This window comes from Streptomyces sp. NPDC048636 (assembly GCF_040650655.1).
Lineage (GTDB): Bacteria > Actinomycetota > Actinomycetes > Streptomycetales > Streptomycetaceae > Streptomyces.
The window spans coordinates 83,243-104,880 of the sequence record NZ_JBEZHR010000006.1 but is presented as its reverse complement, the minus strand read 5'-3'; the positions used below and the strand labels follow the sequence as shown (position 1 = coordinate 104,880).

Below are 21,638 nucleotides of genomic sequence, written 5' to 3'. Positions count from 1 at the left end.
CTCCGTCAGTCACCTCCGGCAAGCAAGGAGCTCACACCCCATGCACAGCGACCGTGCCGTCACCGAAGCCCGGCTGAAGCGCGTCCTGGAGGAGCGCATCCGCCCCGCGGTGTATCCGGAGTCCATACCGCTCGAGACCGGGATCTGGAACGCCCCGGGCGAACCCGTGCCCGTGGCCGAGGGGCTGGCCGCGCCCCGCACCCCCCTCGCGGTCGGCGCGGCCTGGGGGCCGCCGTGGGGCACCAGCTGGTTCACGGTGCGCGGCACGGTCCCGGCGCGGTGGGCGGGCCGGACCGTGGAGGCGGTACTGGATCTGGGCTTCGACGAGAACATGCCGGGCTTCCAGTGCGAGGGGCTGGTCTACCGCCCGGACGGCTCCCCGGTGAAGGGGCTCAATCCGCGTAACCAGTGGGTCCGGGTGGGGGACCCGGTCGCGGGCGGCGAGGAGGTGGTGCTGCATATCGAGGCCGCCTCCAACCCGGTGCTGCTGGACTACCACCCCTTCCAGCCGACCGAGCTGGGCGATCCCCTGACGGCGGGCAGCGAGCCTCGGTACCGGCTGGCCCGGATGGACCTCGCGGTGTTCGACCGGACGGTGTGGGAGCTGGTGCAGGACCTGGAGGTGCTGGGCGAGCTGATGGCGGAGCTGTCGCCCGAGACCCCGCGCCGCTGGGAGATCCTGCGTGCGGTCGAACGGGCCCTGGACGCCGTGGACTTGCAGGACGTGGGCGGTACGGCGGCCCGTGCCCGGGAGCCGCTGGCCGAGGCGCTGGCGGCCCCCGCCCATGCCTCGGCGCACCGGATCAGCGCGGTGGGCCATGCCCATATCGACTCGGCGTGGCTGTGGCCGCTGCGCGAGACGGTGCGCAAGGTGGCCCGCACCACCGCGAACATGACGGCGCTGCTGGAGGACGAGCCGGACTTCGTCTACGCGATGTCGCAGGCGCAGCAGTTCGCCTGGATCAAGGAGCACCGGCCGGAGGTGTACGCCCGGGTCAAGAAGGCCGTGGCGGAGGGCCGGTTCGTGCCGGTGGGCGGGATGTGGGTGGAGTCGGACACCAATATGCCGGGGTCGGAGGCGCTGGCCCGGCAGTTCGTACACGGCAAGCGGTTCTTCCTCGAGGAGTTCGGGATCGAGACCGAGGAGGTGTGGCTGCCGGACACCTTCGGCTACTCCGCCGCACTGCCGCAGCTGGTCCGGCAGGCGGGGGCGCGGTGGTTCCTCACCCAGAAGATCTCCTGGAGCCAGACCAACGCGTTTCCGCATCACACCTTCTGGTGGGAGGGGCTGGACGGCACCCGGGTGTTCACCCACTTCCCGCCGATCGACACCTACAACGCACAGCTGTCGGGGAAGGAGGTCGCGCACGCGGTCCGCAACTTCCGGGAGAAGGGTTCGGCGGGGCGTTCACTCGCGCCGACCGGCTGGGGCGACGGCGGCGGGGGCACCACCCGCGAGATGGTGGCGCGGGCCAAGCGGCTGGCGGATCTGGAGGGTTCGGCCAGGGTCGCCTTCGAGCGTCCCTCGGCGTTCTTCGAGAAGGCCCGGGAGGAGTACGGACATGCCCCGGTGTGGGTGGGCGAACTGTATCTGGAGCTGCACCGGGCGACGCTGACCAGCCAGGCCAGGACCAAACAGGGCAATCGACGCAGTGAGCATCTGCTGCGCGAGGCGGAGCTGTGGGCGTCGACGGCGGCGGTACGGGCCGGATTCCGCTATCCGCATGAGGAGCTGGACCGGCTGTGGAAGACGGTGCTGCTGCATCAGTTCCATGACATCTTGCCGGGGTCGTCGATCGCCTGGGTGCATCAGGAGGCGGAGCGCACCTACGCACGGGTCGCCGAGGAGCTGGAGCACATCGTCGCGGCGGCACTGGCCGCCCTGGCGGGGGGTGTCGACGGCGGCGGTGCGGAGCTGGTGTTCAACGCGGCTCCGCATGAGCGGGCCGGAGTTCCGGCGGGTGGCGCCGCACCCGTGCGTCAGGGCGCGGGGGCGCCGGTGACCTCCGCACCGCGCGAGGGCGGTGGCTTCGTGCTCGACAACGGCCTGCTGCGGGTCGGCATCGACGGCCGCGGTCTGGTGGTGTCGGTCTACGACCTCGTCGCGGACCGCGAGACGGTGGCCCCCGGACAAGCGGCCAATCTCCTCCAACTGCACCCGGACTTCCCGAACATGTGGGACGCGTGGGACGTCGACCACTTCTACCGGAACACCGTCACCGATCTCACGGAGGTGCGCGAGCTGGCCTGGGCGGACGGTTCGGTACGGGTGGTGCGGACCTTCGGCTCCTCCCGGGTCGAACAGCGGCTGACCCTTCCGGAGGGCGAGCGGCGGCTGGAGATCGACACCGAGGTGGACTGGCACGAGACGGAGAAGTTCCTCAAGGCCGCCTTCCCGCTGGACGTGCGCAGTGACCGGATCGCCGCCGAGACCCAGTTCGGCCATCTCCACCGGCCCACCCACACCAACACCAGTTGGGACGCGGCGAAGTTCGAGGCGTGTCAGCACCGCTTCGTCCAGGTCGAGGAGCCGGGCTGGGGTGCCGCGCTGGTCAATGACTCCACCTACGGCTACGACGTCACACGCACCGCGCACACCACGACCGTCCGGCTGTCGCTGCTGCGCGCCCCGCGCTTCCCGGATCCGCACACCGATCAGGGAACGCACCGCTTCCGTTACGCGCTGGTGCCGGGGGCGGCGATCGGGGACGCGGTGCGGGAGGGGTACCGGATCAATCTGCCCGAGCGGCGGGTGCCGGGGAGCGCGGCCGTGGCCCCCCTGGTGTCGGTCGAGGACGACGCCGTAGTGGTGACGGCGGTCAAACTGGCCGATGACGGCGGCGGCGATGTGGTGGTGCGGCTGTACGAGTCGCGCGGCGGCCGGGTGCGGACCCGGCTGACCGCCGGATTCCCGCTGTCCGGCGCCGCGTTCTGCGATCTGCTGGAGCGGCCGACCGGTCCCGTGGAACACGAGGGCCCACACTGTCCGCTGGTGCTGCGCCCGTTCGAGCTCGTCACCCTGCGTCTCTCCCACACCACCGAGTGAAATGATGTGACACACATCACATCACCTGAGGAGGGTCGCAGCACAGCGCACTGCGGCCCTCTTTCCGGGGCAACTCCCTCTTGTTGTGGCCGAATCGGGCCCCTTATCTTTGGCGCGCCCGGCAGCGCGCCGCACCGGCAGCAGGAAAAGGAGCCGTCCATGCCCTTACGGGGACGCCACCGCCGTCCGAAGCCCCCTCGCATCTCCCGTGCCTCGCTGAGCGTCACGGCGGGCGGCGCCGGACTCGCCCTGCCACTGGTCGGCGCCACGGGCGTGCACGCGGCCTCGGAGGGGACCTGGGACAAGGTCGCCCGGTGCGAGTCCACCGACAACTGGGCCATCAACACCGGGAACGGCTTCTACGGCGGGCTCCAGTTCACCCAGAGCACCTGGAAGGCGTACGGCGGAACCGCCTATGCGGCACGGGCCGATCTGGCCACCAAGGACCAGCAGATCGCCGTCGCGGAGAAGGTGCTCGACGCCCAGGGACCCGGGGCCTGGCCGGTCTGCTCCGGCAAGGCGGGGCTGAGCCGGGAGGCGTCAGCGCCCCGGGGCGCGCCCGAGGCGGTCAAGGCGTCCGCGCAGCGGACCCGGGAGACCCAGCGGAAGCAGACCGAGCGGAGCAAGCCCACACCCACCCGGCTGCCCGGCCAGGCGCCGTCCGGATCCGGCCGCTATGTGGTCGTCAGCGGTGACACGCTATCCCGGATCGCCGATGACCAGAATGTGCGGGGCGGTTGGCGGACCCTGTACGAGACCAACCGGCAGACCATCGGCGGCGATCCGGATCTGATCTACCCCGGTCAGAAACTGGCCCTGAGCGGCAGCGGCAGGGCTGCGCCGGAGAAGACCACGCCGGAGAAGAGCGCCCCGAAGGCGGACACCGCGCCGAAGGCCAGGCCGAAGCCCACGCCGGAGACTCACCACAAGGCCAAGCCGAAACCGCGGCCGCAGCCGGAGAGGCAGCACTCCAGCCGCCACAAGTCCGCCTCGAAGCCCGCCACCGGCGCGGGATTCAGCGCACCGGTCAGCGGGGTCAGCCCGACCACGGCCTACCGGGCGGCCGGTTCCAGCTGGTCCAGCGGCCATCACACGGGCGTGGACTTCCCCGTGGGCGTGGGCACCTCGGTCAAGGCCGTGGGCACCGGCCGGGTGGTCTCGGCGGGGTGGGCAGACGCCTATGGATACGAGGTGGTCATCCGCCACCCGGACGGCAGATTCAGCCAGTACGCCCATCTCTCCCAGCTGTCGGTGCGGGCGGGGCAGAGCGTCAACGGGGGTCAGCAGATCGGCCGTTCCGGTTCGACGGGCAACGCCACCGGTCCGCATCTCCACTTCGAGATCCGGACCGGCCCCGGCTACGGCTCCGACATCAACCCGCTCGCGTATCTGCGCGCCCACGGCGTCGGTATCTAGGCGTCAGACCCCGTAGACCGGCTCCGGCGGCTCGGCCGCGGTGAGCAGTTTCGCCACGGCCTCCCCCGCCTCGGCCGGGGTCCAGCGGGCGCCCTTGTCCGCGGTCGGCCCCCGGCGCCACCCGTCCATGACGGTGATGCGCCCGCCGTCGGCCTCGAAGACCCGGCCGGTGACCCCGGCGCAGGCGGCGGAGCCGAGCCACACCACGAGCGGGGAGACATTCGCGGGGGCCATGGCGTCGAAGGCGCCCGGCCGGTCGGGGGCGGCCATGGTGGCGGCGAAGGTGGTCTCCGTCATCCGGGTGCGGGCCGCCGGGGCCACCGCGTTGACCTGCACGCCGTAGCGCTCGAGTTCGGCCGCGGCGACCAGGGTGAGACCGAGGATCCCGGCCTTGGCCGCCGCGTAGTTGCCCTGACCCACACTGCCCATGAGCCCCGCGCCCGAGCTGGTGTGAATGACGCGGGCGGCCGGTGTGCGGTCGGCCTTGGCCTCGGCGCGCCAGTGCGCCGCGGCATGCCGCAGCGGCAGGAAGTGGCCCTTGAGGTGGACCCGGACCACCGCGTCCCAGTCGTCCTCGGCGAGGTTCACGAGCATCCGGTCGCGGAGGAAACCGGCGTTGCTGACGAGGGTGTCCAGCCGTCCGTAGGTGTCGAGGGCGGTGGCGATCAGGGAGGCGGCACCGTCGGCGGCGGCGATGTCCCCGCTGTGGGCGACGGCTTCGCCGCCCGCGTCCCGTATCTCCGCCACCACCTCCTGAGCCGGGTCGGCCGACCGCCCGGCGCCGTCCGGGCCCGCGCCGATGTCGTTGACGACGACCTTCGCGCCCTCGGCGGCGAAGGCGAGGGCGTGTGCGCGGCCGAGACCGCGGCCCGCTCCGGTGACAACGGCGACACGTCCGCCGCACAGTCCGCTCATCTCACTCCTCCTGGGTGGTGGGGTCGTTCGGGGTGGCGCCGTCGGCCGCGTCGGCCGTGGCGGCGTCGAGAAAGGCAGGGCGCTCGCCGCCGCCGTGCACGGCGAGGCTGGCGCCGGTGATATAGCGGGCGAGACCGGAGGCGAGGAGGACACAGGCGTCACCGGCCTCGGCGGGTTCGGCCAGCCGTCCGAGCGGTACGGTGCGGCCGACGGCGGCGATCCCGTCGGCGTCCCCGTAGTGCAGATATGACAGTTCGGTGCGGACCATGCCGAGGACAAGCGTGTTGACCCGCACCGCCGGGGCCCATTCCACGGCCAGGGTGCGCGCCAGATTCTCCAGACCCGCCTTGGCCGCCCCGTAGGCGGCGGTGCCCGGGGAGGGCCGGGTTCCGCTGACGCTGCCGATCATCACGATGGCACCGCCGCCGTCCTGATGGCGCATCACCTCGTGGGCGGCCAGGGCGACGGTCATCGGCGCGGTCAGATTCAGCTCCAGCACCCGGGCGGCGCGGCGCGGGCCGGTGGCGGCGATCAGCCCGTAGGGGCTGCCTCCCGCGTTGTTGACGAGGAGGTCGAGACGTCCGTAGGTGTCGCGGAGCCAGTCGAAGAAGCCGTCGACGGCGAGGGGGTCACGGACGTCGAGCGGCCGGAAGCGCGCGGTGCGCCCGGCGGCCACCACCGGGTCGCCGGGGGCCCGGCGGGCGCAGATCACCACCTCCGCACCGGCGGTGAGCAGGGACCGGGCGATGCCCGCCCCGACGCCGCGCGTTCCTCCGGTGACCACGGCGACCTGTCCGGCGAGGTCGATGGTGACGGCCACACAACACCTCCCGCTGCGCGGTGAGCGCTGCTACCTTCTCACCTAACAAATGTTTGGTGGAAAGGTAGCGGATCTGCTCATGGGTGTCTCCACCACCGCCCCGGAAGCGGGCGTCGCCGTTGTCACCGTGGACTTCCCGCCCGTCAACGCCCTTCCCGTGCACGGCTGGTACGCACTGGCCGCGGCCGTGCGCGACGCGGGCGCCGACCCTGAAGTGCGCTGCGTGGTCCTCGCCGCCGCGGGCCGGGGGTTCAACGCGGGCGTGGACATCAAGGAGATGCAGCGGGCCGAGGGACATGAGGCGCTCCTCGGCGCCAACCGGGGCTGTGCGGAGGCGTTCGCCGCCGTCTACGACTGTCCGGTGCCGGTCGTCGCCGCCGTACAGGGCTTCTGCCTCGGCGGCGGTATCGGCCTGGTCGGCAACGCGGACGCGATCGTGGCGAGCGAGGACGCGGCCTTCGGACTACCGGAGCTGGACCGCGGCGCGCTGGGCGCGGCCACCCACCTGGCCCGGCTGGTACCGCAGCATCTGATGCGGGCGCTGTACTACACCGCGCGTACCGCCACCGCCGAGGAGCTGCACCGGCACGGTTCGGTGTGGCGGGTGGTGCCGCGCGCGGACGTGCGTACCGCCGCGCTGGAGCTGGCGCGGGAGATCGCCGCCAAGGACGGGGAGCTGCTGCGGCTGGCCAAGGCCGCCATCAACGGTATCGATCCGGTGGATGTGCGCCGGAGTTACCGCTTCGAGCAGGGCTTCACCTTCGAGGCCAATCTCGGCGGGCTCTCCGACCGGCACCGGGACGCCTTCCTCGCGCGGGGCGGTGAGCGGCGGTGAGCCCGGGCCCGGACAAGCGGATGAGCGCGGCCGAGGCGGTCGGCCGGATCGAGAGCGGGATGACGGTCGGAATCGGCGGCTGGGGCTCGCGCCGCAAACCGATGGCCCTGGTGCGGGCCCTGCTGCGCACGGACGTGACCGATCTGACGGTGGTCTCCTTCGGCGGCCCGGACGTGGGGCTGCTGGCCGCCGCCGGGAAGATCCGCAAACTGGTCGCCGCGTTCGCCACCCTGGACTCGATCGCCCTGGAGCCGCACTTCCGGGCGGCGCGCGAGGGCGGCACCCTCGAACTGGTCGAGCTGGACGAGGCGATGGTCATGTGGGGGCTGACCGCCGCGGTGCACCGGCTGCCGTTCCTGCCCGTGCGCGCGGGGCTCGGCTCGGATGTGATGACGGTCAACCCCGGGCTGCGGACGGTCCGTTCACCGTACGCGGACGGCGAGGAGCTGGTGGCGGTACCGGCCCTGCGGCTGGACGTGGCGCTGGTGCACCTCAACCGCGCGGACGCCGCGGGCAACGGCCAGTACCTCGGGCCCGACCCCTACTTCGACGACCTGTTCTGCGAGGCGGCGGAGCGTGCGTACGTCAGCTGCGAACGCGTGGTCGACACCGCGGAGTTCACCGCGGCGGGCGGCCCGCAGACGCTGCTGGTCGCCCGGCACAGTGTGACCGGTGTGATCGAGGCGCCGCACGGCGCCCACTTCACCTCCTGCGTCCCGGACTACGGCCGCGACGAGGCGTTCCAGAGCGCGTACGCCAAGGCCGCCGCCGACCCCGGGGCATGGCGGGAGTTCCAGACGCGCTTCCTCTCCGGGGACGAGGACGCGTACCGGGCCGCGGTGGCGGACTTCGGAAGGGAGCGCCGATGACCGGGGACATCAGCCGGGCCGAGTACTGCGTGGTGGCGTGCGCGGAGACCTGGCGGGGCGATGGAGAGGTGCTGGCCGCGCCGATGGGCGTGGTGCCCCGGATCGGCGCACGGCTGGCCAGGCTCACCTTCACGCCGGAACTGCTGCTGACCGACGGTGAGGCGATGCTCATCGGCACCGACGACGACGGGAAGGTGGTGGTGGAGGGCTGGCTGCCGTACCGCCGCCATCTGGCGCTGGTCAGCGGCGGCAAACGGCATGTGATGATGGGCGCGAGCCAGCTCGACCGGTACGGCAACCAGAACATCAGTTGCGTCGGCGACTGGAAGCGGCCCCGGCGGCAGCTGCTGGGGGTACGCGGAGCGCCCGTCAACACCCTGAACAACCCCACGAGTTACTGGGTACCCCGGCACTCCCGGCGGGTCTTCGTGGAGCGCGTGGACATGGTGTGCGGGGTCGGCCACGACCGGGCGGCGGCGGCCGGGCCCTCGGCCGGCCGCTTCCACCGGCTGCGGCGCGTGGTGACCGATCTCGCCGTCCTGGACTTCGCCACCCCCGACCGCACCCTGCGGGTGTGTTCGCTGCACCCGGGGGTGACCGCCGACCAGGTACGGGAGTCCACCGGCTTCCCGCTGACCATCGCCGACGACGTGCCGTACACCCGTGCGCCGAGCGGGGCCGAGCTGCGGCTGATCCGCGAGGTCATCGATCCGGAGGGGCTGCGCGAGCGGGAGGTGCCGTCCTGATGGACACCGCGCTGACCGCACTCGTCGGTGTCCGCCATCCGATCGTCCAGACCGGTATGGGCTGGGTCGCCGGACCCCGGCTGGTGTCCGCCGTGGCCGACGCGGGGGCGCTGGGCATCCTCGCTTCCGCCACCATGTCCCCGGACCGGCTGCGGACGGCGGTGCGGGAGGTCGCCGCGCGCACCGACGCGCCCTTCGGGGTCAATCTGCGGGCCGACGCGGGGGACGCCGCGGAGCGGGTGCGGATCATCATCGAGGAGGGCGTACGGGTGGCGTCCTTCGCGCTGGCCCCCACCCGCGAGCTGATCGCCCGGCTGAAGGACGCGGGCGTGGTCGTCATCCCGTCCGTCGGTGCGCGGCGGCATGCGGAGAAGGTGGCGGCCTGGGGCGCGGACGCGGTGGTGGTGCAGGGCGGCGAGGGCGGCGGCCACACCGGTGAGGTGGCCACCAGCGTGCTGCTCCCACAGGTCGTGGACGCGGTGGAGATCCCGGTGGTGGCCGCGGGCGGTTTCCACGACGGACGGGGTCTGGTGGCCGCGCTCGCCTACGGCGCGGCCGGGATCGCGATGGGCACCCGCTTCCTGCTGACCTCCGACAGCACGGTGCCGGCGGCCGTGAAGGCCCGCTACCTGGCCGCCGCGGTCACCGATGTCACCGTCACCACGGCCGTGGACGGGCTGCCGCACCGGATGCTGCGCAGCGAACTGGTCGACGCCCTGGAGCGCTCGGGCCGCGCCGCCGCCCTCGTCCGCGCCGTGCGCCACGCCGCCGCCTTCCGACGGCTGTCCGGGATGGGCTGGGCGCGGATGGCACGCGACGGACGGGCCATGCGCCGCGGCCGGGAGCTCACCTGGAGCCAGGTGCTGCTGGCCGCCACCACCCCGATGCTGCTCAAGGCGTCGATGGTCGACGGCCGCACCGACACCGGGGTGATGGCCTCCGGTCAGGTGGCGGGGGTGATCGACGATCTGCCGTCCTGCGCGGAGCTGGTGGACCGGGTGATGGCGCAGGCCGAGGAGGTACGCGCCAAGCTGCCGGTCGGGTAGCCGCCGCGGCGCGCGAACGGACCGCTCGGCCCGGCCCGTGGTGGCCGCCCCGCCCCGCCGTACGGGACCCCGCCACGCCGTACGGGACCGGTCGTACAGTGGGGAGAAACGCGTGACGGCGCCGCGTACCGCCGCCGCTCCGGAAGCCCGGTGAACGACCGGGCCCTCCCTGACCGGATCATGACACCGGCCGGGACCATGTACCCGGGACCATGTACACGGGTGACGGAGGCCGTCATGGCCGACCCGAAGGGCTTTCTCACCACACCGCGCCGCCTTCCCCCGCGCCGCCCCGTGGCCGAGCGGGTGCGGGACTGGGACGAGGTCTACGAGCCCGGCGGGCTGCTGCCGATCATCAACGCCCAGGCGGACCGCTGTATGGACTGCGGGGTCCCGTTCTGCCACCAGGGCTGCCCGCTGGGCAACCTCATCCCCGAGTGGAACGACCTGGTCTCGCGGGACGACTGGCTGCGGGCGAGCGAGCGGCTGCACGCCACCAACAACTTCCCGGAGTTCACCGGGCGGCTGTGCCCGGCCCCGTGCGAGAGCGCGTGTGTGCTGGCCATCAACCAGCCCGCGGTCACCATCAAGAACGTCGAGGTCGCGATAGCCGACCGGGCGTGGGAGAGCGGCCGTGTCCCGCACCGGCCCCCCGATCGGCTGACCGGCCGGACCGTCGCGGTGATCGGTTCGGGCCCGGCGGGTCTCGCCGCGGCCCAGCAGCTGACGCGGGCCGGCCACACGGTGGCGGTGTACGAGCGGGACGACCGGGCGGGCGGTCTGCTGCGCTACGGCATCCCCGCGTTCAAGATGGAGAAGCACCACCTGGACCGGCGGCTGGCACAGATGAGCGCGGAGGGCACCAAGTTCCGCACCGGGGTGGGCGTGGGCACCGATGTGGACGCCGCCGAGCTCAGATCGCGCTATGACGCGCTGGTGATCGCGGTGGGCGCGCGGGCCTGGCGGGAGCTGCCGGTACCCGGACGGGAGCTGGCCGGGATCCACCAGGCGATGGAGTTCCTGCCGATGGCCAACCGGGTCCAGGAGGGCGACTACCTCCGGCCGCCGATCACCGCCGAGGGCAAGCACGTGATCATCGTCGGGGGCGGGGACACCGGCGCCGACTGTCTGGGCACCGTCCTGCGGCAGGGCGCCGCCTCGGTGACCCAGCTGGACATCCATCCCCGGCCGGGCGACGAGCGGGACGAGGGCGAACCCTGGCCCACCTACCCCAAGATCTACCGGATGTCCGCGGCGCACGAGGAGGCGCGGGAGCTGGCGGCCGCGCCGGAGGCGGACGTGGACGCGCGGGTGTTCTCGGCCACCACCGTCCGCTTCGAGGGGACCGCACCGGACGCGGCACCGCCGTACGGCAGCGTCCGGGCGCTGCGGCTGGTCGGGGCGGAGTGCGAGGGGCGGCCGGAGCCGGGCGGTGAGCGGGTGCTGCCGGCCGATCTGGTGCTGCTGGCCCTGGGATTCCGCGGTCCGGAGCGCGACGGTCTCTTCGACCAGCTCGGGCTGGAGGTCGACGTCCGGGGGAACATCGCCCGCGACGCGGACTTCGGAACCGGGGCGGACGGGGTCTTCGTGGCCGGGGACGCGGGCCGTGGCCAGTCGCTGATCGTCTGGGCGATCGCCGAGGGCCGGTCGGCCGCGGCGGCCGTGGACCGCTATCTGACGGGCGCCACGACGCTTCCGGCGCCGGTCGAACCGGCCGACCGGCCGCTCACGGCGTGATGCCGCCGGACTCCTATGGCGCGATGTCTCCGTCGAACGGAGAGACCCCTGAATACCCGGCCCCATACTGGCCTCCATGATCTCGCAGCCGCCGCTCATCGCCCTCGCCGACGGAGTCCACCTGTGGTCCCCCACCCCGAGCACCGGATGGGGGCTGGCCAACTGCGGTCTGATCGTCTCCCCCGACGGCTCGGCCGCCTGGGTGGACACCCCCTACGACCGCCGGATGGCGCTGGACTTCCTGGAGCGGAGCCGGACCCTGCTGCCCGAGGGCGGCCGCATCGGGCGGGTGATCGTCACCCATGCCAACGGTGACCATCTGTGGGGTGCGGAGGTGCTGCCGGACCCGGAGGTCGTGGCCACCCGTGAGGCGCTCGGCCATATCGCCTGGGAGCCCACACCGCGGCAGTTGCACGCCCTGGTGCACGGCAGCGATCCGGAGACCCCGCTCGGCTGGTACCTCCAGCGCCACTTCGGACGGTTCGACTGGTCCGCCACCGATGTCGTCGAGCCGACCCTGACGTTCACCGGTGAACTCGATCTGCGGGTCGGACAGGTGCCGGTCCAGCTGTTCGCACTGCCGTCGGCGCACACCACCGGCGATCTGATCGCCTATCTGCCGCGGCAGCGCGTGGCGTTCACCGGCGATGTCATCTTCGCCTCCGGCCCGGAGGACCCGGGCGACCACCCGGTGCACTGGGCGGGCCCGCTGAGCCAGGTGATCGCCGCGTGTGAGCGGGTGCTGGCCACCGGTGCGGAGATCATCGTTCCCGGCCATGGCCCGGTGCTCGACCGGGAGGGTGTCCGCGGCCATATCCGCTACCTCGAACACCTCCGCGACCGCGCCCACCAGTTGCACACGGCCGGGGTCCCCGCCCTGGACGCGGCCCGCACCCTCATCGCCGAGAACACCTTTCCGCTGCTGGGTCTGGCCGAACGGATGGTCATCACGGTGACCACCGAATACCGCCATCTCGACGGCGCGGCGGACGGTCCTGACCTCCTCGCGGTCATGGCCGATCTCGCCCAGGTCGCCTGGGAGCGCCGGGATATGACGGTGGCGGAGTAGCCACCCCCCTCGAACGCACCGAGCGGTGGCCCGATGGGCGGATCACATATTGACCATGTGTCCCGCCAGCCCATGGACCGCTTCCTTGACGGCCTCGCTGAGCGTGGGGTGCGCGTGGATGTTACGGGCCACCTCGTGCACCGTCAGATCCCACTGCTGCGCGAGGGTGAGCTCCGGAAGCAGCTCGGTGACCTCGGGACCGATGAGATGGCCGCCGAGCAGTTCACCGTGGCGGCCGTCGCTGATGAGCTTCACGAACCCGATGGGGTCGCCCAGACCGTGGGCCTTGCCGTTGGCGCTGAACGGGAACTTGGCCACCCGTACGTCGAAGCCGCGCTCGCGGGCCTGGGCCTCGGTCCAGCCGAAGCTGGCGATCTGCGGCTGACAGAAGGTGGCGCGCGGGATCATGACGTAGTCCAGCTCCATGGTCTCCGCGTCGGCGATGGACTCGGCCGCGACGATGCCCATGGCCTCTGCCGCGTGCGCGAGCATCAGCTTGGCGGTGACGTCCCCGACCGCGAAGATATGCGGCACATTGGTACGGCAGTGGCCGTCGACGTCGATGGCGCCGCGCTCGGTGAGCCGGACACCGGTGTGCTCCAGCCCGTATCCCTCGACCCGGGGGCTGAACCCGATCGCCTGGAGCACCTTCCCGGCCTGGAGGGTCTGCCGCTGACCGCCGGTGGTGACCATGACCTTGACGGCGGGGCCCGAGTCGTTGATCGCCTCGACCCGGGTGGAGGTCAGGACGTGGATGCCCAGCTTGCGGTAGCGGCGTGCCAGCTCGGCGGAGACCTCCTCGTCCTCCAGGGGGACGATCCGGTCCAGGAACTCCACCAGCGTCACCTGCACCCCGTAGCTGTGCATGATGTACGCGAATTCGACGCCGATGGCGCCCGCGCCCACGATCAGCACACTGCCGGGCAGCTCCGGCGAGAGGATCTGCTCCTCGTAGGTCACCACACGGTCGCTCAGCGAGGTGCCGGGCAGCAGATTGGTGGACGCGCCCGCCGCGATCACACAGTGGTCGAAGGTCAGGGTCTCGACGCGGCCGTCGGCGAGGGCGACCCGCATGTCGTGGGAGCCGGTGAAGGTGCCCCGCCCGTCGTACTGGGTGATCTTGTTCTTCTTCATCAGGTAGTGGATGCCGCGCACCCGGCCGTCCGCCACCTTCCGGCTGCGGTCGAAGGCCGCCTGGTAGTCGAGGGTCACATCGCCGGTCATCCGGAACCCGAAGGTCGCCGCCTCATGGGTGAACAGATGGGCCAGCTCGGCGTTGCGCAGCAGCGCCTTGGAGGGGATGCAGCCCACGTTCAGACAGACGCCGCCCCAGTAGCGTTCCTCCACGATGGCCGTGGTCAGACCGAGCTGCGCGGCGCGGATCGCCGCGACATAGCCGCCCGATCCCGCTCCCAGGATCACGACGTCGAAATGTGCGCTCATGCGTCGCACCTTAGACATTAGAGTCGGACTATGGCTTCTGATGAGGGGTCCGTACGGGTGGACAGCTGGATCTGGTCCGTGCGGCTCACGAAGACGCGTTCGACGGCCGCCTCGGCCTGTCGTGCCGGTCATGTGCGCGTCAATGGCGAGCGGGTCAAGCCCGCTCACGCGGTACGCGCCGGGGACGAGGTCCGGCTGCGCCACGGCGGGCGGGACCGGATCGTGGTGGTGTCGCGGATCGTGCGCAAGCGCGTCGGAGCGCCCGTCGCGGTGGAGTGCTACATGGACAAGAGCCCGCCTCCGCCGCCGCGCGAACAGACGGTCCCGATCGCGCTGCGTGACCGTGGCACCGGGCGGCCGACCAAGCGGGACCGGCGGGATATGGAGCGGCTGCGCGGTCTGTGAGCGCGCCGGGGTGCGGCCGACCGCCGCTCACGGGCCGGGGCACTCCCGCCCGCCGGGTCTCGCGGCGGTCAGTCCACGGTGATCAGCACCGGCCCGCCGCGCGGATCCGCCGAGACGATCCAGTCGGCGCCGAGGTATAGCGGACGGGTGGGTACCGCGGTGCGCGCCACCCGCCGCCGGTGCAGCGTACGGCCGTCCTGACGGACGGTGAGGTCCGGCCGGGTCAGGAACGCGGCGGTCCGCAGGGTGAACCGGTCCAGTGGCGGACGGGGGCCGTCGGGGTCGACGCGGTTGGGCGCGATCCAGCGCAGGGGCGCGGCGACGCGCACCGGCAGCGGGTCCGCGGGCCATCGTCCGTCCGTCAGATGGCGCAGCACCGGTCCGGCCGCGAACCGGCCGTCGAGGGCGGCCATATCGGCTGTCTCGACGGGGTGCAGCAGATTGCCCACGGCGAACACCCCGGGCTCTCCGGTGCGGAACTCGGTGTCCGCCGCGGGGCCGCGGGTGCCGTGGTCCAGGGCGATTCCGGCGCTCCGGACGAGTTCGTGGTCGGGGATCCAGTCGCCGGTGAACACCACGGTGTCGCAGGGGATGGTCGCGGTTCTGCCGTCGCGGTGGCGCACCCGTACCCCGGCCAGCCGTCCCCGTCCGGTCAGTTCGGTCACCGTGGTGTCGGTGAGCAGCGGGAAGCGGTGGCGCAGCCGGGCGCCGAGGTCGAACGCCCGGAAGGTCTGGTGGCGTGGCAAGTCGGTGACCATGGCGGCAACATCGGCCCCGGCGTGGCGGAGGGTGAGAACGGCGGAGTAGCTGATGTGTTCGGCGCCGATCACCACCGCCCGGCGGCCGACGGTCTGGTGGTGGAGGTGGACGGCCTGCTGGAGCTGGCCCGTGGTGAGCACACCGGCCGGGCGGTCACCGGGCACCAGCCGCGCGGCGCGCGGTCGTTCACGGGCTCCGGTGGCGAGGACCACGGCCCGTGCGGTGATCCGTTCCAGGCCGCCGGGGCCGGTGGTGTCCAGGGTGCGCGGTCCCGCCCAGCCGGTGGCGGTGACACCGGTGCGCACACCCGCGCCGGCGCGCAGGGCGGTGGCGAGGTGGTGGCGGGCGTAGTCCGGGCCGCTCATCATCCGCCGCAGATCCCGCAGTCCGAATCCGGTGTGGTGGCAGTGGCGGGTGACGCCGCCCGCGTACCGCTCACGCTCCAGCACCTCCACCCGCACCCCCGCCGCGGCCAGCCGCGCGGCGACGGCGAGTCCGGCCGGTCCGGCGCCGACGACCAGTACGTCGACGCTGCGCGGGCGGCGGCCGGACGGGGCGGTAGCGGGGTCGGTCGGGTGGGTCATCGCCGTGCCTTCGTCGGTGGTGTGCCGGGGGTGCGGAAGGGTGCGCCGGACGCGAGGTGCTCGTCGAACTGGGCGCGTACGGCGGCTCCGCAGGCGAACCCCTGGCAGCGGCCGCCCAGCGCGCGGGTGCGGCGCTGGAGACCGCCGAGGGAGCCCGGCGGCACGGTGCTGTTGAGCGCGTCGCGGATCTCACCGCGGGTGACGCGTTCGCAGTGGCAGACGACGGTGCCGTAGGCGGGGTCGGCGGCGATGAGGTCGGCCCGCTGGTAGGGGCGCGGGAACGCCTCGCCGAGGGTGGGCATCCGCAGCGGTTCGAGCTCCCGCGCGGGACCGGGGTCGAGTCCGCATCCTGTGAGGAGTTCGGCCACATGGGCGGCGATGGCCAGCGAGGCCGTCAGCCCGGTGGAGCGGATGCCGCCGACGGACACATAGCGCTGGGCGGGGTGGGCGCGGATCTGGTAGTCGCCGTGTTCGGTGGCGGCGCGCAGTCCGGCGTAGACCGCGGTGATCTCCTCGTCCAGCAGCTCCGGCATGATCCGCGCGCCCTTCTCGCGGAGGAGGGCGAGCCCGTCGGCCGACGAGCCGGTGGCGCACTTGTCGCCGAGGTCCTCGGCGGTCGGGCCGAGCAGCACATTGCCGTAGACGGTCGGCGCGACCAGCACCCCCTTGCCGAGTGCGGTGGGCACCGGCAACAGGATGTGGTTCACCAGTCCGCGGGCGAACTTGTCGAAGACGATGAGCTGGCCACGGCGCGGGGTCACCCGGAAGTCGCCATGGCCGAGCAGCCGGTCGATCTCGTCGGCGTACAGACCCGCCGCGTTGACCAGGTGGCGGGTGCGCAGCACACCCCGGGTGGTGGCCACGCGGTGGGGTTCGCCGGGGGTCACGTCCCGTACCGCGCAGTGGAGATGGAGGTGGACACCGGCGCGCACCGCCTGTGTGGCGTAGGCGAGGGTGGTCGTCCAGGGGCAGATGATGCTCTCGCCGGGGACGTCGAGCGCCCCGAGGGCACCGGGTCCCAGCCGCGGTTCGCGGGCGTGGACAGCGTCGGCGTCGAGGATCCGGGTCTGGTGGCAGCCGTTGCGCACCGCCTTCCCGGCGAGTGCCGGGAGCGCGGTGAGCTGTTCGGCGTCCCAGGCCACCAGGAGTGCGCCGAGCCGCTCCACCGGGATGCCCACCTCGGCGGCGTAGGTGTTCAGCCGCTGGTAGCCGTCGCGCACCAGCCGGGCTTCGAGGGTGTCCGGGGTGGCGTCGAAACCGGTGTGCAGAATCGCGGTGTTGGCCTTGGAGGTGCCGTTGCCGACGTCGTCGGACGCCTCGAGGAGCGCGATCCGCAGCCGGTGCCGGGCCAGTTCGCGGGCGATGGCGGTGCCGACCACCCCGGCGCCGACGATGGCCACGTCATAGACCTCGTCCGGGAGGCCACCCGTGGTCGTGACGGTCATGCCGCGGCATCCGGCAGCGCGGCCACGGCCGCCCGGAAGCGCGCCAGCCGCTCGGCGGCCCGGTCGGGGCCGATCCGCGGTTCGTAGACGGCGGAGGGTTCCCAGTCGGGGACGGCCCGTTCGACGGCGAGGCCGGGGTCGAGTCCCAGCCGGGCGGTGGCGGCCACGCCCAGCGCGGTGACGTCGGGCAGCGCGGACACTTCCACGGGCCGTTGCAACAGGTCGGCCTGGGTCTGCATCAGGAGGGCCGAGCGGGTGAGTCCGCCGTCCACCCGAAGGCTCGTCAGGGGTGCGCCCAGATCGGCGGAGGCGGCGGTGGCGATCTCGGCCACCTGGGCCGCGATGCCCTCGCACAGCGCGCGCACCAGATGGCCCGCGGTGGTGTCCAGGCCCAGCCCGGTGAGCGAGCCCCGTGCGTCGCCGCGCCACCATGGCGCGGCGAGTCCGGCGAGCGCCGGTACGAAGGTGACTCCCCCGGTGTCCGGCACACTTCCGCCGACGGGGTCGAGGTCCTCGGGTCCGCCGATCACCTTGAGGTCGGTGAGCCAGCGCACCGCGGAGGCGGCGGTGTACACCTGCCCGTCCAGGCAGTAGTTGGTGCGCCCGCGGAGTCGCCACGCCACACAGCTGACCAGGCCGTGGGTGCCGCGGCGGGGCCGGGGGCCGGTCTGGGCGAGCAGGAAGGCACCGGTGCCGTAAGTGCATTTGGCGGCACCGGCCCGGGTCACCCGCTGGGCCAGCAGTGCGGCCTGCTGGTCGACGAGCAGCCCGGTGAGCGGGATCCGGGGGCCGAAGGCGGTGGTGGTACCGACCGCGGTGTCGGAGTCGACGACCCGCGGCAGCCGCTCGGCGCTCAGCCCGAAGAGGTCCAGTGCCTTGGGGGACCACTCCACCCGGTCCAGGTCGAGCAGTTGGGTGCGGCCCGCGGTGGCCGCGTCGGTGACGAACTCTCCGGTGAGCTGGTGGACCAGCCAGACATCGCTGGTGGTGACCACGCCGTCGCGGGTGCGGTGGCGGCGGATCCACGCCATCTTGGGCGCCGCGAAGTAGGGGTCGAGCGGGAGTCCGGTCAGTTCGCGCAGGGTGTCCGCGTGGGGCGCGAGATCGGCGCACACCGTCTCGGCCCGCCGGTCCTGCCACACCAGGGCGTCGGTCAATGGGGTCCCGGTGGCGGGGTCCCAGGCGAGCACGGTCTCGCCCTGATTGGCCAACCCGACCGCCACCACCGGTTCGCCCGCCGCGGCGAGCGCCCGGCGTCCGGCGTCGATGACCGAGCCGAGCAGCGCGGCGGGGTCCACCTCGACCAGTCCACCGGGCAGGAAGCGGGGGCGCACGGTGGCCGTACCGGTGCCGAGCACACCACGCTCGGGACATACGACCAGCGCTTTGGTGCCCGAGGTGCCCTGGTCGACGGCGAGCACCGGGCCGCTCAGGGGGTCGGCCGGGGTGGGTTCGCGGCGCTCTGCTGACAGCATGTCCCGTTCTCCGCAGGGGAGTTCGTCGATCGTGTTCGCTCGATCGAGGGGTGTCGATCGGAGGTCGGCCGGTCGTGGTGGTGTCGATGATCGCGTACAGAAGCCTGCTGGCAGCGTCCACGCGGCGTCAAGGGCGGCTCCGAACCGGCGCCATTTCTCCACACCACCGGCCGTGGGCGGCGGATTGGCGGGAGACGCGGTCGTGTACCCGACACGGACATGCCCTAGGATCCTCCACATCCACCAGCCAGCCAGCACGCCCGGAAGCGGCATCCCCGGCGTACCCGCATATATGACGCTCCATCAGTAGTCGCTCATCAGCGACCCGCGCAGCCCGAGCAGCCCGAGCAGCCCGCTCCCCGTCCGGTTCGTGTCACGTCAGCACCGCAGGAAAGTCATCCGATGGCCGAGGAAGAGTTCCGCCCCGTCTACCACCCGGCGGGTCATGACGATGGGCTGCGCATCGCCGTGCAGGACCTGCGGACCGGCCGCTGGATCTCGATGCGCAACCTGCTGGCGGAGACCCCGACCTGGGCGCTGTGGACACAGCGCACCCAGGTGCTGGCCGCGGTGGCCGCCGGATCCAATGTGGTGGACACCTGGCGGACCGAGGAGCCGCGCAGTGTGGCGGCGCTGGTGATGCACACCCGGGTCATGGTGGAACGGGCGGTCCGCGCCCACCGGGAGGGACATCAGCGCACCCGGGAGCTGTGGCAGGAGGCGTGGGAGTCCTGCCGGATGGCCGCGCACAACTCCGCGGCGGACCCGGTGCCCTGGGTGTGTCTGCTGGCCCTGGCACAGCTGGACGGCCGGCAGCGGATGGCCGAGCACCGGGTGGATCCGCCGGGGCCACTGCTCTTCCCCGGCCCCTGGGGGCTGCTGGCCGAGGCCGACCGGCGCGATCCGTACAACCGCGAGGCGTACCACCGGATGCTCCAGTTCGTGTACATGCGGCGGGCGGGTGGTTCGCTGGCCGAGGCGGTCAACTTCGTGCAGTGGGTGGTCTCGGGCGCGCCCGAGGGATCACCCCTGTATGTGCTGCCGCTCTATGTCCATGTCGAGCGCTACCGGGAGGAGCGCGGTTTCGAGAAGGCGCTCGACCTGCACTGGGCCACCGAGGACGCGGCCCGGGACGCCAACCGGGCGCTGCACGGCTGGTTCGAGCGGGCGGACCCGATGACAAGTTCCCTGCTGGACCTCAACCACCTGGCACACGCCCTGTGGGGAGGGCTGCAATTCCCGGACGCGGCCCGGGTGTTCAAGGCGCTGGGACCGTATTTCACCACGCTCCCCTGGGCCTGTCGCACCACCGACCCCGCGGACCGCGCACAGGCCGAGGATACCTTTCTGCGCGCCCGGACCCGCTGTCTCGCGGGCGCCCGCGGGCCCAGACCCGGGCCGAACGGCTGAGCGCCGCCACTCGGCTCCCCCTCGCCCCGCGCCGACCCCTCGCGTTGACCCCCTCATGGTGAACGTTCTCCGCTTTCCGATTCCGGAGGTACCTTCATGTCCACGGCATGGTCGCAGTCAGGGCCCGCCCCACGGCCGGACGAAGAGCAGCGGCTGCGGGAACTGGGCTATCAGCCGGTTCTGGCCCGCCGGATGGGCGGCTTCGGCAACTTCGCCATCAGCTTCTCGGTGATCTCGATCCTGTCCGGCTGTATGACGCTGTACGGCTTCGGAATGGAGACCGGCGGTCCCGCGGTGATGCTGTGGGGCTGGGCCGGGGTCGGTCTGTTCGTCCTGTTCGTCGGGCTGGCGCTGGCGGAGGTGACCAGCGCCTACCCCACCTCCGGCGCGCTGTACTACATGGCCGACCGGCTCGGCGGCCGGGCCTGGGGCTGGTACACCGGCTGGCTCAATCTGCTGGGGCTGCTGGGCGCGATCGCCGGAATCGACTACGGCGCCGCGCTGTTCACCGGGGCGCTGTTCCAGCTCCAGTGGGGCTTCGATCCCACCCCCGGATCGACCATGGTCATCTTCATCTGCGTCCTGCTGCTGCACGCGGTGCTGAACCTGTTCGGGGTGCGGCTGGTCAGCCTGCTCAACTCGATCAGTGTGTGGTGGCACCTGGCGGGGGTGGCCGTGATCGTCGGGGCGCTGGCGATCGTTCCGTCCCACCACCAGTCGCCGGAGTTCGTGTTCACCGAGTTCGTCAATGACACCGGTTGGTCGAACCCCCTGTACGTGGCGGCGATCGGGCTGCTGCTCGCGCAGTACACCTTCTCCGGGTACGACGCCTCCGCGCATCTGTCCGAGGAGACCTCCAACGCCTCGGTGTCCGCCGCACGCGGGATCGTCCGCGCCATCTGGGTGTCCTGGGTGGCCGGTTTTGTACTGCTGGCCGGGCTGACCTTCGCCATCCAGGACTACGCCGGGGCCCGGAACAGCGAGACCGGGGTGCCCCCGGCGCAGATCCTCATCGACGCCCTCGGCACCGGCGGCGCCACCGCCATGCTGCTCATCGTCATCGTGGCGCAGCTGTTCTGCGGCAACGCCGAGGTGGCGGCGGCCAGCCGGATGGTGTTCGCGTTCAGCCGGGACGGGGCGCTGCCCGGGTCCCGGCTGTGGCAGCGGGTCAGCTCCCGCACCCAGACCCCGGTGCCCGCGGTGTGGCTGGCGGTGGCGGTCGCGTGTGTGCTGGCGCTGCCGTCGCTGTACTCCGAGACCGCCTACGGCGCGGTGACGGCCATCAACGTCATCGGTATCACCCCCGCCTACGCCATCCCCATCTTCCTGCGGCTGCGCGCCGGGGACCGCTTCCGTCCGGGGCCGTGGCACCTGGGCCGCTGGAGCAAGCCGGTCGGCTGGGTGGCGGTGGTGTGGGTGGCCTGTGTGACCGTGCTGTTCTGTCTCCCGCAGTCCAGCCCGGTGACGGTCGGCTCGATGAACTACGCCTCCCTCGCACTGGCCGTGGTGCTGCTGCTGGCCACCGTCTGGTGGTTCGTCGCCCGCCGCTCGTACCAGACCCCCACCGGCTACGGGACCGCCCGGGAGCAGGCGGAGATCGCGGAGGGCATCATCTGAG

The 21,638-nt window shown here is 72.4% G+C and carries 17 protein-coding genes; 11 read left to right on the top strand and 6 right to left on the bottom strand.

Features of this window, described 5'->3' with window-relative positions:
- The first annotated feature begins 40 nt into the window (after positions 1–40).
- Both AB0C66_RS18410 and AB0C66_RS18405 read left to right on the top strand, forming a co-directional pair.
- The gene (locus AB0C66_RS18410; protein WP_362439081.1) at positions 41–3,046 is read left to right on the top strand and encodes a glycoside hydrolase family 38 C-terminal domain-containing protein; all 3,006 of its coding nucleotides are present in this window, start codon (positions 41–43) and stop codon (positions 3,044–3,046) included.
- Positions 3,047–3,205: 159 nt separating this feature from the next.
- Positions 3,206–4,462, top strand: a complete 1,257-nt coding sequence (locus AB0C66_RS18405; protein ID WP_362439078.1) for a transglycosylase family protein — start codon at positions 3,206–3,208, stop codon at positions 4,460–4,462.
- Positions 4,463–4,465: 3 nt separating this feature from the next.
- Here AB0C66_RS18405 and AB0C66_RS18400 read toward each other — a convergent pair whose 3' ends face one another.
- Positions 4,466–5,377, bottom strand: coding sequence for an SDR family oxidoreductase (locus AB0C66_RS18400; RefSeq protein ID WP_362439075.1), 912 nt, complete (start codon positions 5,375–5,377; stop codon positions 4,466–4,468).
- Between the two features lies 1 nt (position 5,378).
- Positions 5,379–6,197 carry an SDR family oxidoreductase gene (locus AB0C66_RS18395; protein WP_362439072.1) on the bottom strand — a complete coding sequence of 273 codons (819 nt, stop codon included), beginning with the start codon at positions 6,195–6,197 and terminating at the stop codon, positions 5,379–5,381.
- Between the two features lie 79 nt (positions 6,198–6,276).
- On the opposite strand from AB0C66_RS18395, the gene AB0C66_RS18390 reads away from it, so the two are divergent.
- From AB0C66_RS18390 to AB0C66_RS18365, 6 genes are all read left to right on the top strand, one after another.
- Positions 6,277–7,032, top strand: coding sequence for an enoyl-CoA hydratase family protein (locus AB0C66_RS18390; RefSeq protein WP_362439069.1), 756 nt, complete (start codon positions 6,277–6,279; stop codon positions 7,030–7,032).
- Between the two features lie 20 nt (positions 7,033–7,052).
- On the top strand, positions 7,053–7,901 hold the full coding sequence (locus AB0C66_RS18385) for a CoA-transferase (protein ID WP_362439941.1): 849 nt from the start codon (positions 7,053–7,055) through the stop codon (positions 7,899–7,901).
- On the top strand, positions 7,898–8,647 hold the full coding sequence (locus tag AB0C66_RS18380; RefSeq protein ID WP_362439066.1) for a CoA-transferase: 750 nt from the start codon (positions 7,898–7,900) through the stop codon (positions 8,645–8,647). Before AB0C66_RS18385 ends, AB0C66_RS18380 begins: the two co-directional genes overlap by 4 nt.
- Positions 8,647–9,693, top strand: a complete 1,047-nt coding sequence (locus AB0C66_RS18375) for a nitronate monooxygenase (protein WP_362439063.1) — start codon at positions 8,647–8,649, stop codon at positions 9,691–9,693. Before AB0C66_RS18380 ends, AB0C66_RS18375 begins: the two co-directional genes overlap by 1 nt.
- A gap of 237 nt (positions 9,694–9,930) precedes the next feature.
- Positions 9,931–11,430 (top strand): glutamate synthase subunit beta, encoded by a 1,500-nt coding sequence (locus AB0C66_RS18370; RefSeq protein WP_362439060.1) that lies wholly within the window; start codon positions 9,931–9,933, stop codon positions 11,428–11,430.
- Between the two features lie 76 nt (positions 11,431–11,506).
- Positions 11,507–12,499 (top strand): MBL fold metallo-hydrolase, encoded by a 993-nt coding sequence (locus AB0C66_RS18365; protein ID WP_362439057.1) that lies wholly within the window; start codon positions 11,507–11,509, stop codon positions 12,497–12,499.
- A 42-nt stretch (positions 12,500–12,541) separates the two neighbouring features.
- On the opposite strand, the gene lpdA is transcribed toward AB0C66_RS18365, so the two are convergent.
- On the bottom strand, positions 12,542–13,942 hold the full coding sequence (gene lpdA, locus AB0C66_RS18360) for a dihydrolipoyl dehydrogenase (RefSeq protein WP_362439054.1): 1,401 nt from the start codon (positions 13,940–13,942) through the stop codon (positions 12,542–12,544).
- 30 nt (positions 13,943–13,972) lie between these two features.
- Here lpdA and AB0C66_RS18355 point away from each other — a divergent pair, with 30 nt between their 5' ends.
- A complete protein-coding gene (locus AB0C66_RS18355; RefSeq protein ID WP_362439051.1) occupies positions 13,973–14,347 on the top strand; it encodes an RNA-binding S4 domain-containing protein in 375 nt (124 codons plus the stop codon).
- Positions 14,348–14,415: 68 nt separating this feature from the next.
- Here AB0C66_RS18355 and AB0C66_RS18350 read toward each other — a convergent pair whose 3' ends face one another.
- The 3 genes from AB0C66_RS18350 to AB0C66_RS18340 are packed head-to-tail and all read right to left on the bottom strand — an operon-like array spanning position 14,416 to position 18,610.
- On the bottom strand, positions 14,416–15,690 hold the full coding sequence (locus tag AB0C66_RS18350) for an FAD-dependent oxidoreductase (protein ID WP_362439048.1): 1,275 nt from the start codon (positions 15,688–15,690) through the stop codon (positions 14,416–14,418).
- Positions 15,687–17,135 (bottom strand): NAD(P)/FAD-dependent oxidoreductase, encoded by a 1,449-nt coding sequence (locus tag AB0C66_RS18345; RefSeq protein ID WP_362439046.1) that lies wholly within the window; start codon positions 17,133–17,135, stop codon positions 15,687–15,689. The genes AB0C66_RS18350 and AB0C66_RS18345 overlap by 4 nt, the downstream gene beginning before the upstream one ends.
- Positions 17,132–18,610 carry an FGGY family carbohydrate kinase gene (locus tag AB0C66_RS18340; protein ID WP_362439043.1) on the bottom strand — a complete coding sequence of 493 codons (1,479 nt, stop codon included), beginning with the start codon at positions 18,608–18,610 and terminating at the stop codon, positions 17,132–17,134. Before AB0C66_RS18340 ends, AB0C66_RS18345 begins: the two co-directional genes overlap by 4 nt.
- Before the next feature lie 402 nt (positions 18,611–19,012).
- Between AB0C66_RS18340 and AB0C66_RS18335 the strand changes: the two genes are divergently transcribed.
- A complete protein-coding gene (locus AB0C66_RS18335) occupies positions 19,013–20,020 on the top strand; it encodes a hypothetical protein (RefSeq protein ID WP_362439040.1) in 1,008 nt (335 codons plus the stop codon).
- A 96-nt stretch (positions 20,021–20,116) separates the two neighbouring features.
- The gene (locus AB0C66_RS18330) at positions 20,117–21,637 is read left to right on the top strand and encodes an amino acid permease (protein WP_362439038.1); all 1,521 of its coding nucleotides are present in this window, start codon (positions 20,117–20,119) and stop codon (positions 21,635–21,637) included.
- Position 21,638: the final 1 nt, after the last annotated feature.

What these genes read in the sequence shown, in the direction of transcription:
- AB0C66_RS18410 (WP_362439081.1), top strand. Translation starts at nt 41, where the DNA reads ATGCACAGCGACCGTGCCGTCACCGAAGCCCGGCTGAAGCGCGTCCTG.
- AB0C66_RS18405 (WP_362439078.1), top strand. Translation starts at nt 3,206, where the DNA reads ATGCCCTTACGGGGACGCCACCGCCGTCCGAAGCCCCCTCGCATCTCC.
- AB0C66_RS18400 (WP_362439075.1), bottom strand. Translation starts at nt 5,377, where the DNA reads ATGAGCGGACTGTGCGGCGGACGTGTCGCCGTTGTCACCGGAGCGGGC.
- AB0C66_RS18390 (WP_362439069.1), top strand. Translation starts at nt 6,277, where the DNA reads ATGGGTGTCTCCACCACCGCCCCGGAAGCGGGCGTCGCCGTTGTCACC.
- AB0C66_RS18385 (WP_362439941.1), top strand. Translation starts at nt 7,053, where the DNA reads ATGAGCGCGGCCGAGGCGGTCGGCCGGATCGAGAGCGGGATGACGGTC.
- AB0C66_RS18380 (WP_362439066.1), top strand. Translation starts at nt 7,898, where the DNA reads ATGACCGGGGACATCAGCCGGGCCGAGTACTGCGTGGTGGCGTGCGCG.
- AB0C66_RS18375 (WP_362439063.1), top strand. Translation starts at nt 8,647, where the DNA reads ATGGACACCGCGCTGACCGCACTCGTCGGTGTCCGCCATCCGATCGTC.
- AB0C66_RS18370 (WP_362439060.1), top strand. Translation starts at nt 9,931, where the DNA reads ATGGCCGACCCGAAGGGCTTTCTCACCACACCGCGCCGCCTTCCCCCG.
- AB0C66_RS18365 (WP_362439057.1), top strand. Translation starts at nt 11,507, where the DNA reads ATGATCTCGCAGCCGCCGCTCATCGCCCTCGCCGACGGAGTCCACCTG.
- lpdA (WP_362439054.1), bottom strand. Translation starts at nt 13,942, where the DNA reads ATGAGCGCACATTTCGACGTCGTGATCCTGGGAGCGGGATCGGGCGGC.
- AB0C66_RS18355 (WP_362439051.1), top strand. Translation starts at nt 13,973, where the DNA reads ATGGCTTCTGATGAGGGGTCCGTACGGGTGGACAGCTGGATCTGGTCC.
- AB0C66_RS18350 (WP_362439048.1), bottom strand. Translation starts at nt 15,690, where the DNA reads ATGACCCACCCGACCGACCCCGCTACCGCCCCGTCCGGCCGCCGCCCG.
- AB0C66_RS18345 (WP_362439046.1), bottom strand. Translation starts at nt 17,135, where the DNA reads ATGACCGTCACGACCACGGGTGGCCTCCCGGACGAGGTCTATGACGTG.
- AB0C66_RS18340 (WP_362439043.1), bottom strand. Translation starts at nt 18,610, where the DNA reads ATGCTGTCAGCAGAGCGCCGCGAACCCACCCCGGCCGACCCCCTGAGC.
- AB0C66_RS18335 (WP_362439040.1), top strand. Translation starts at nt 19,013, where the DNA reads ATGGCCGAGGAAGAGTTCCGCCCCGTCTACCACCCGGCGGGTCATGAC.
- AB0C66_RS18330 (WP_362439038.1), top strand. Translation starts at nt 20,117, where the DNA reads ATGTCCACGGCATGGTCGCAGTCAGGGCCCGCCCCACGGCCGGACGAA.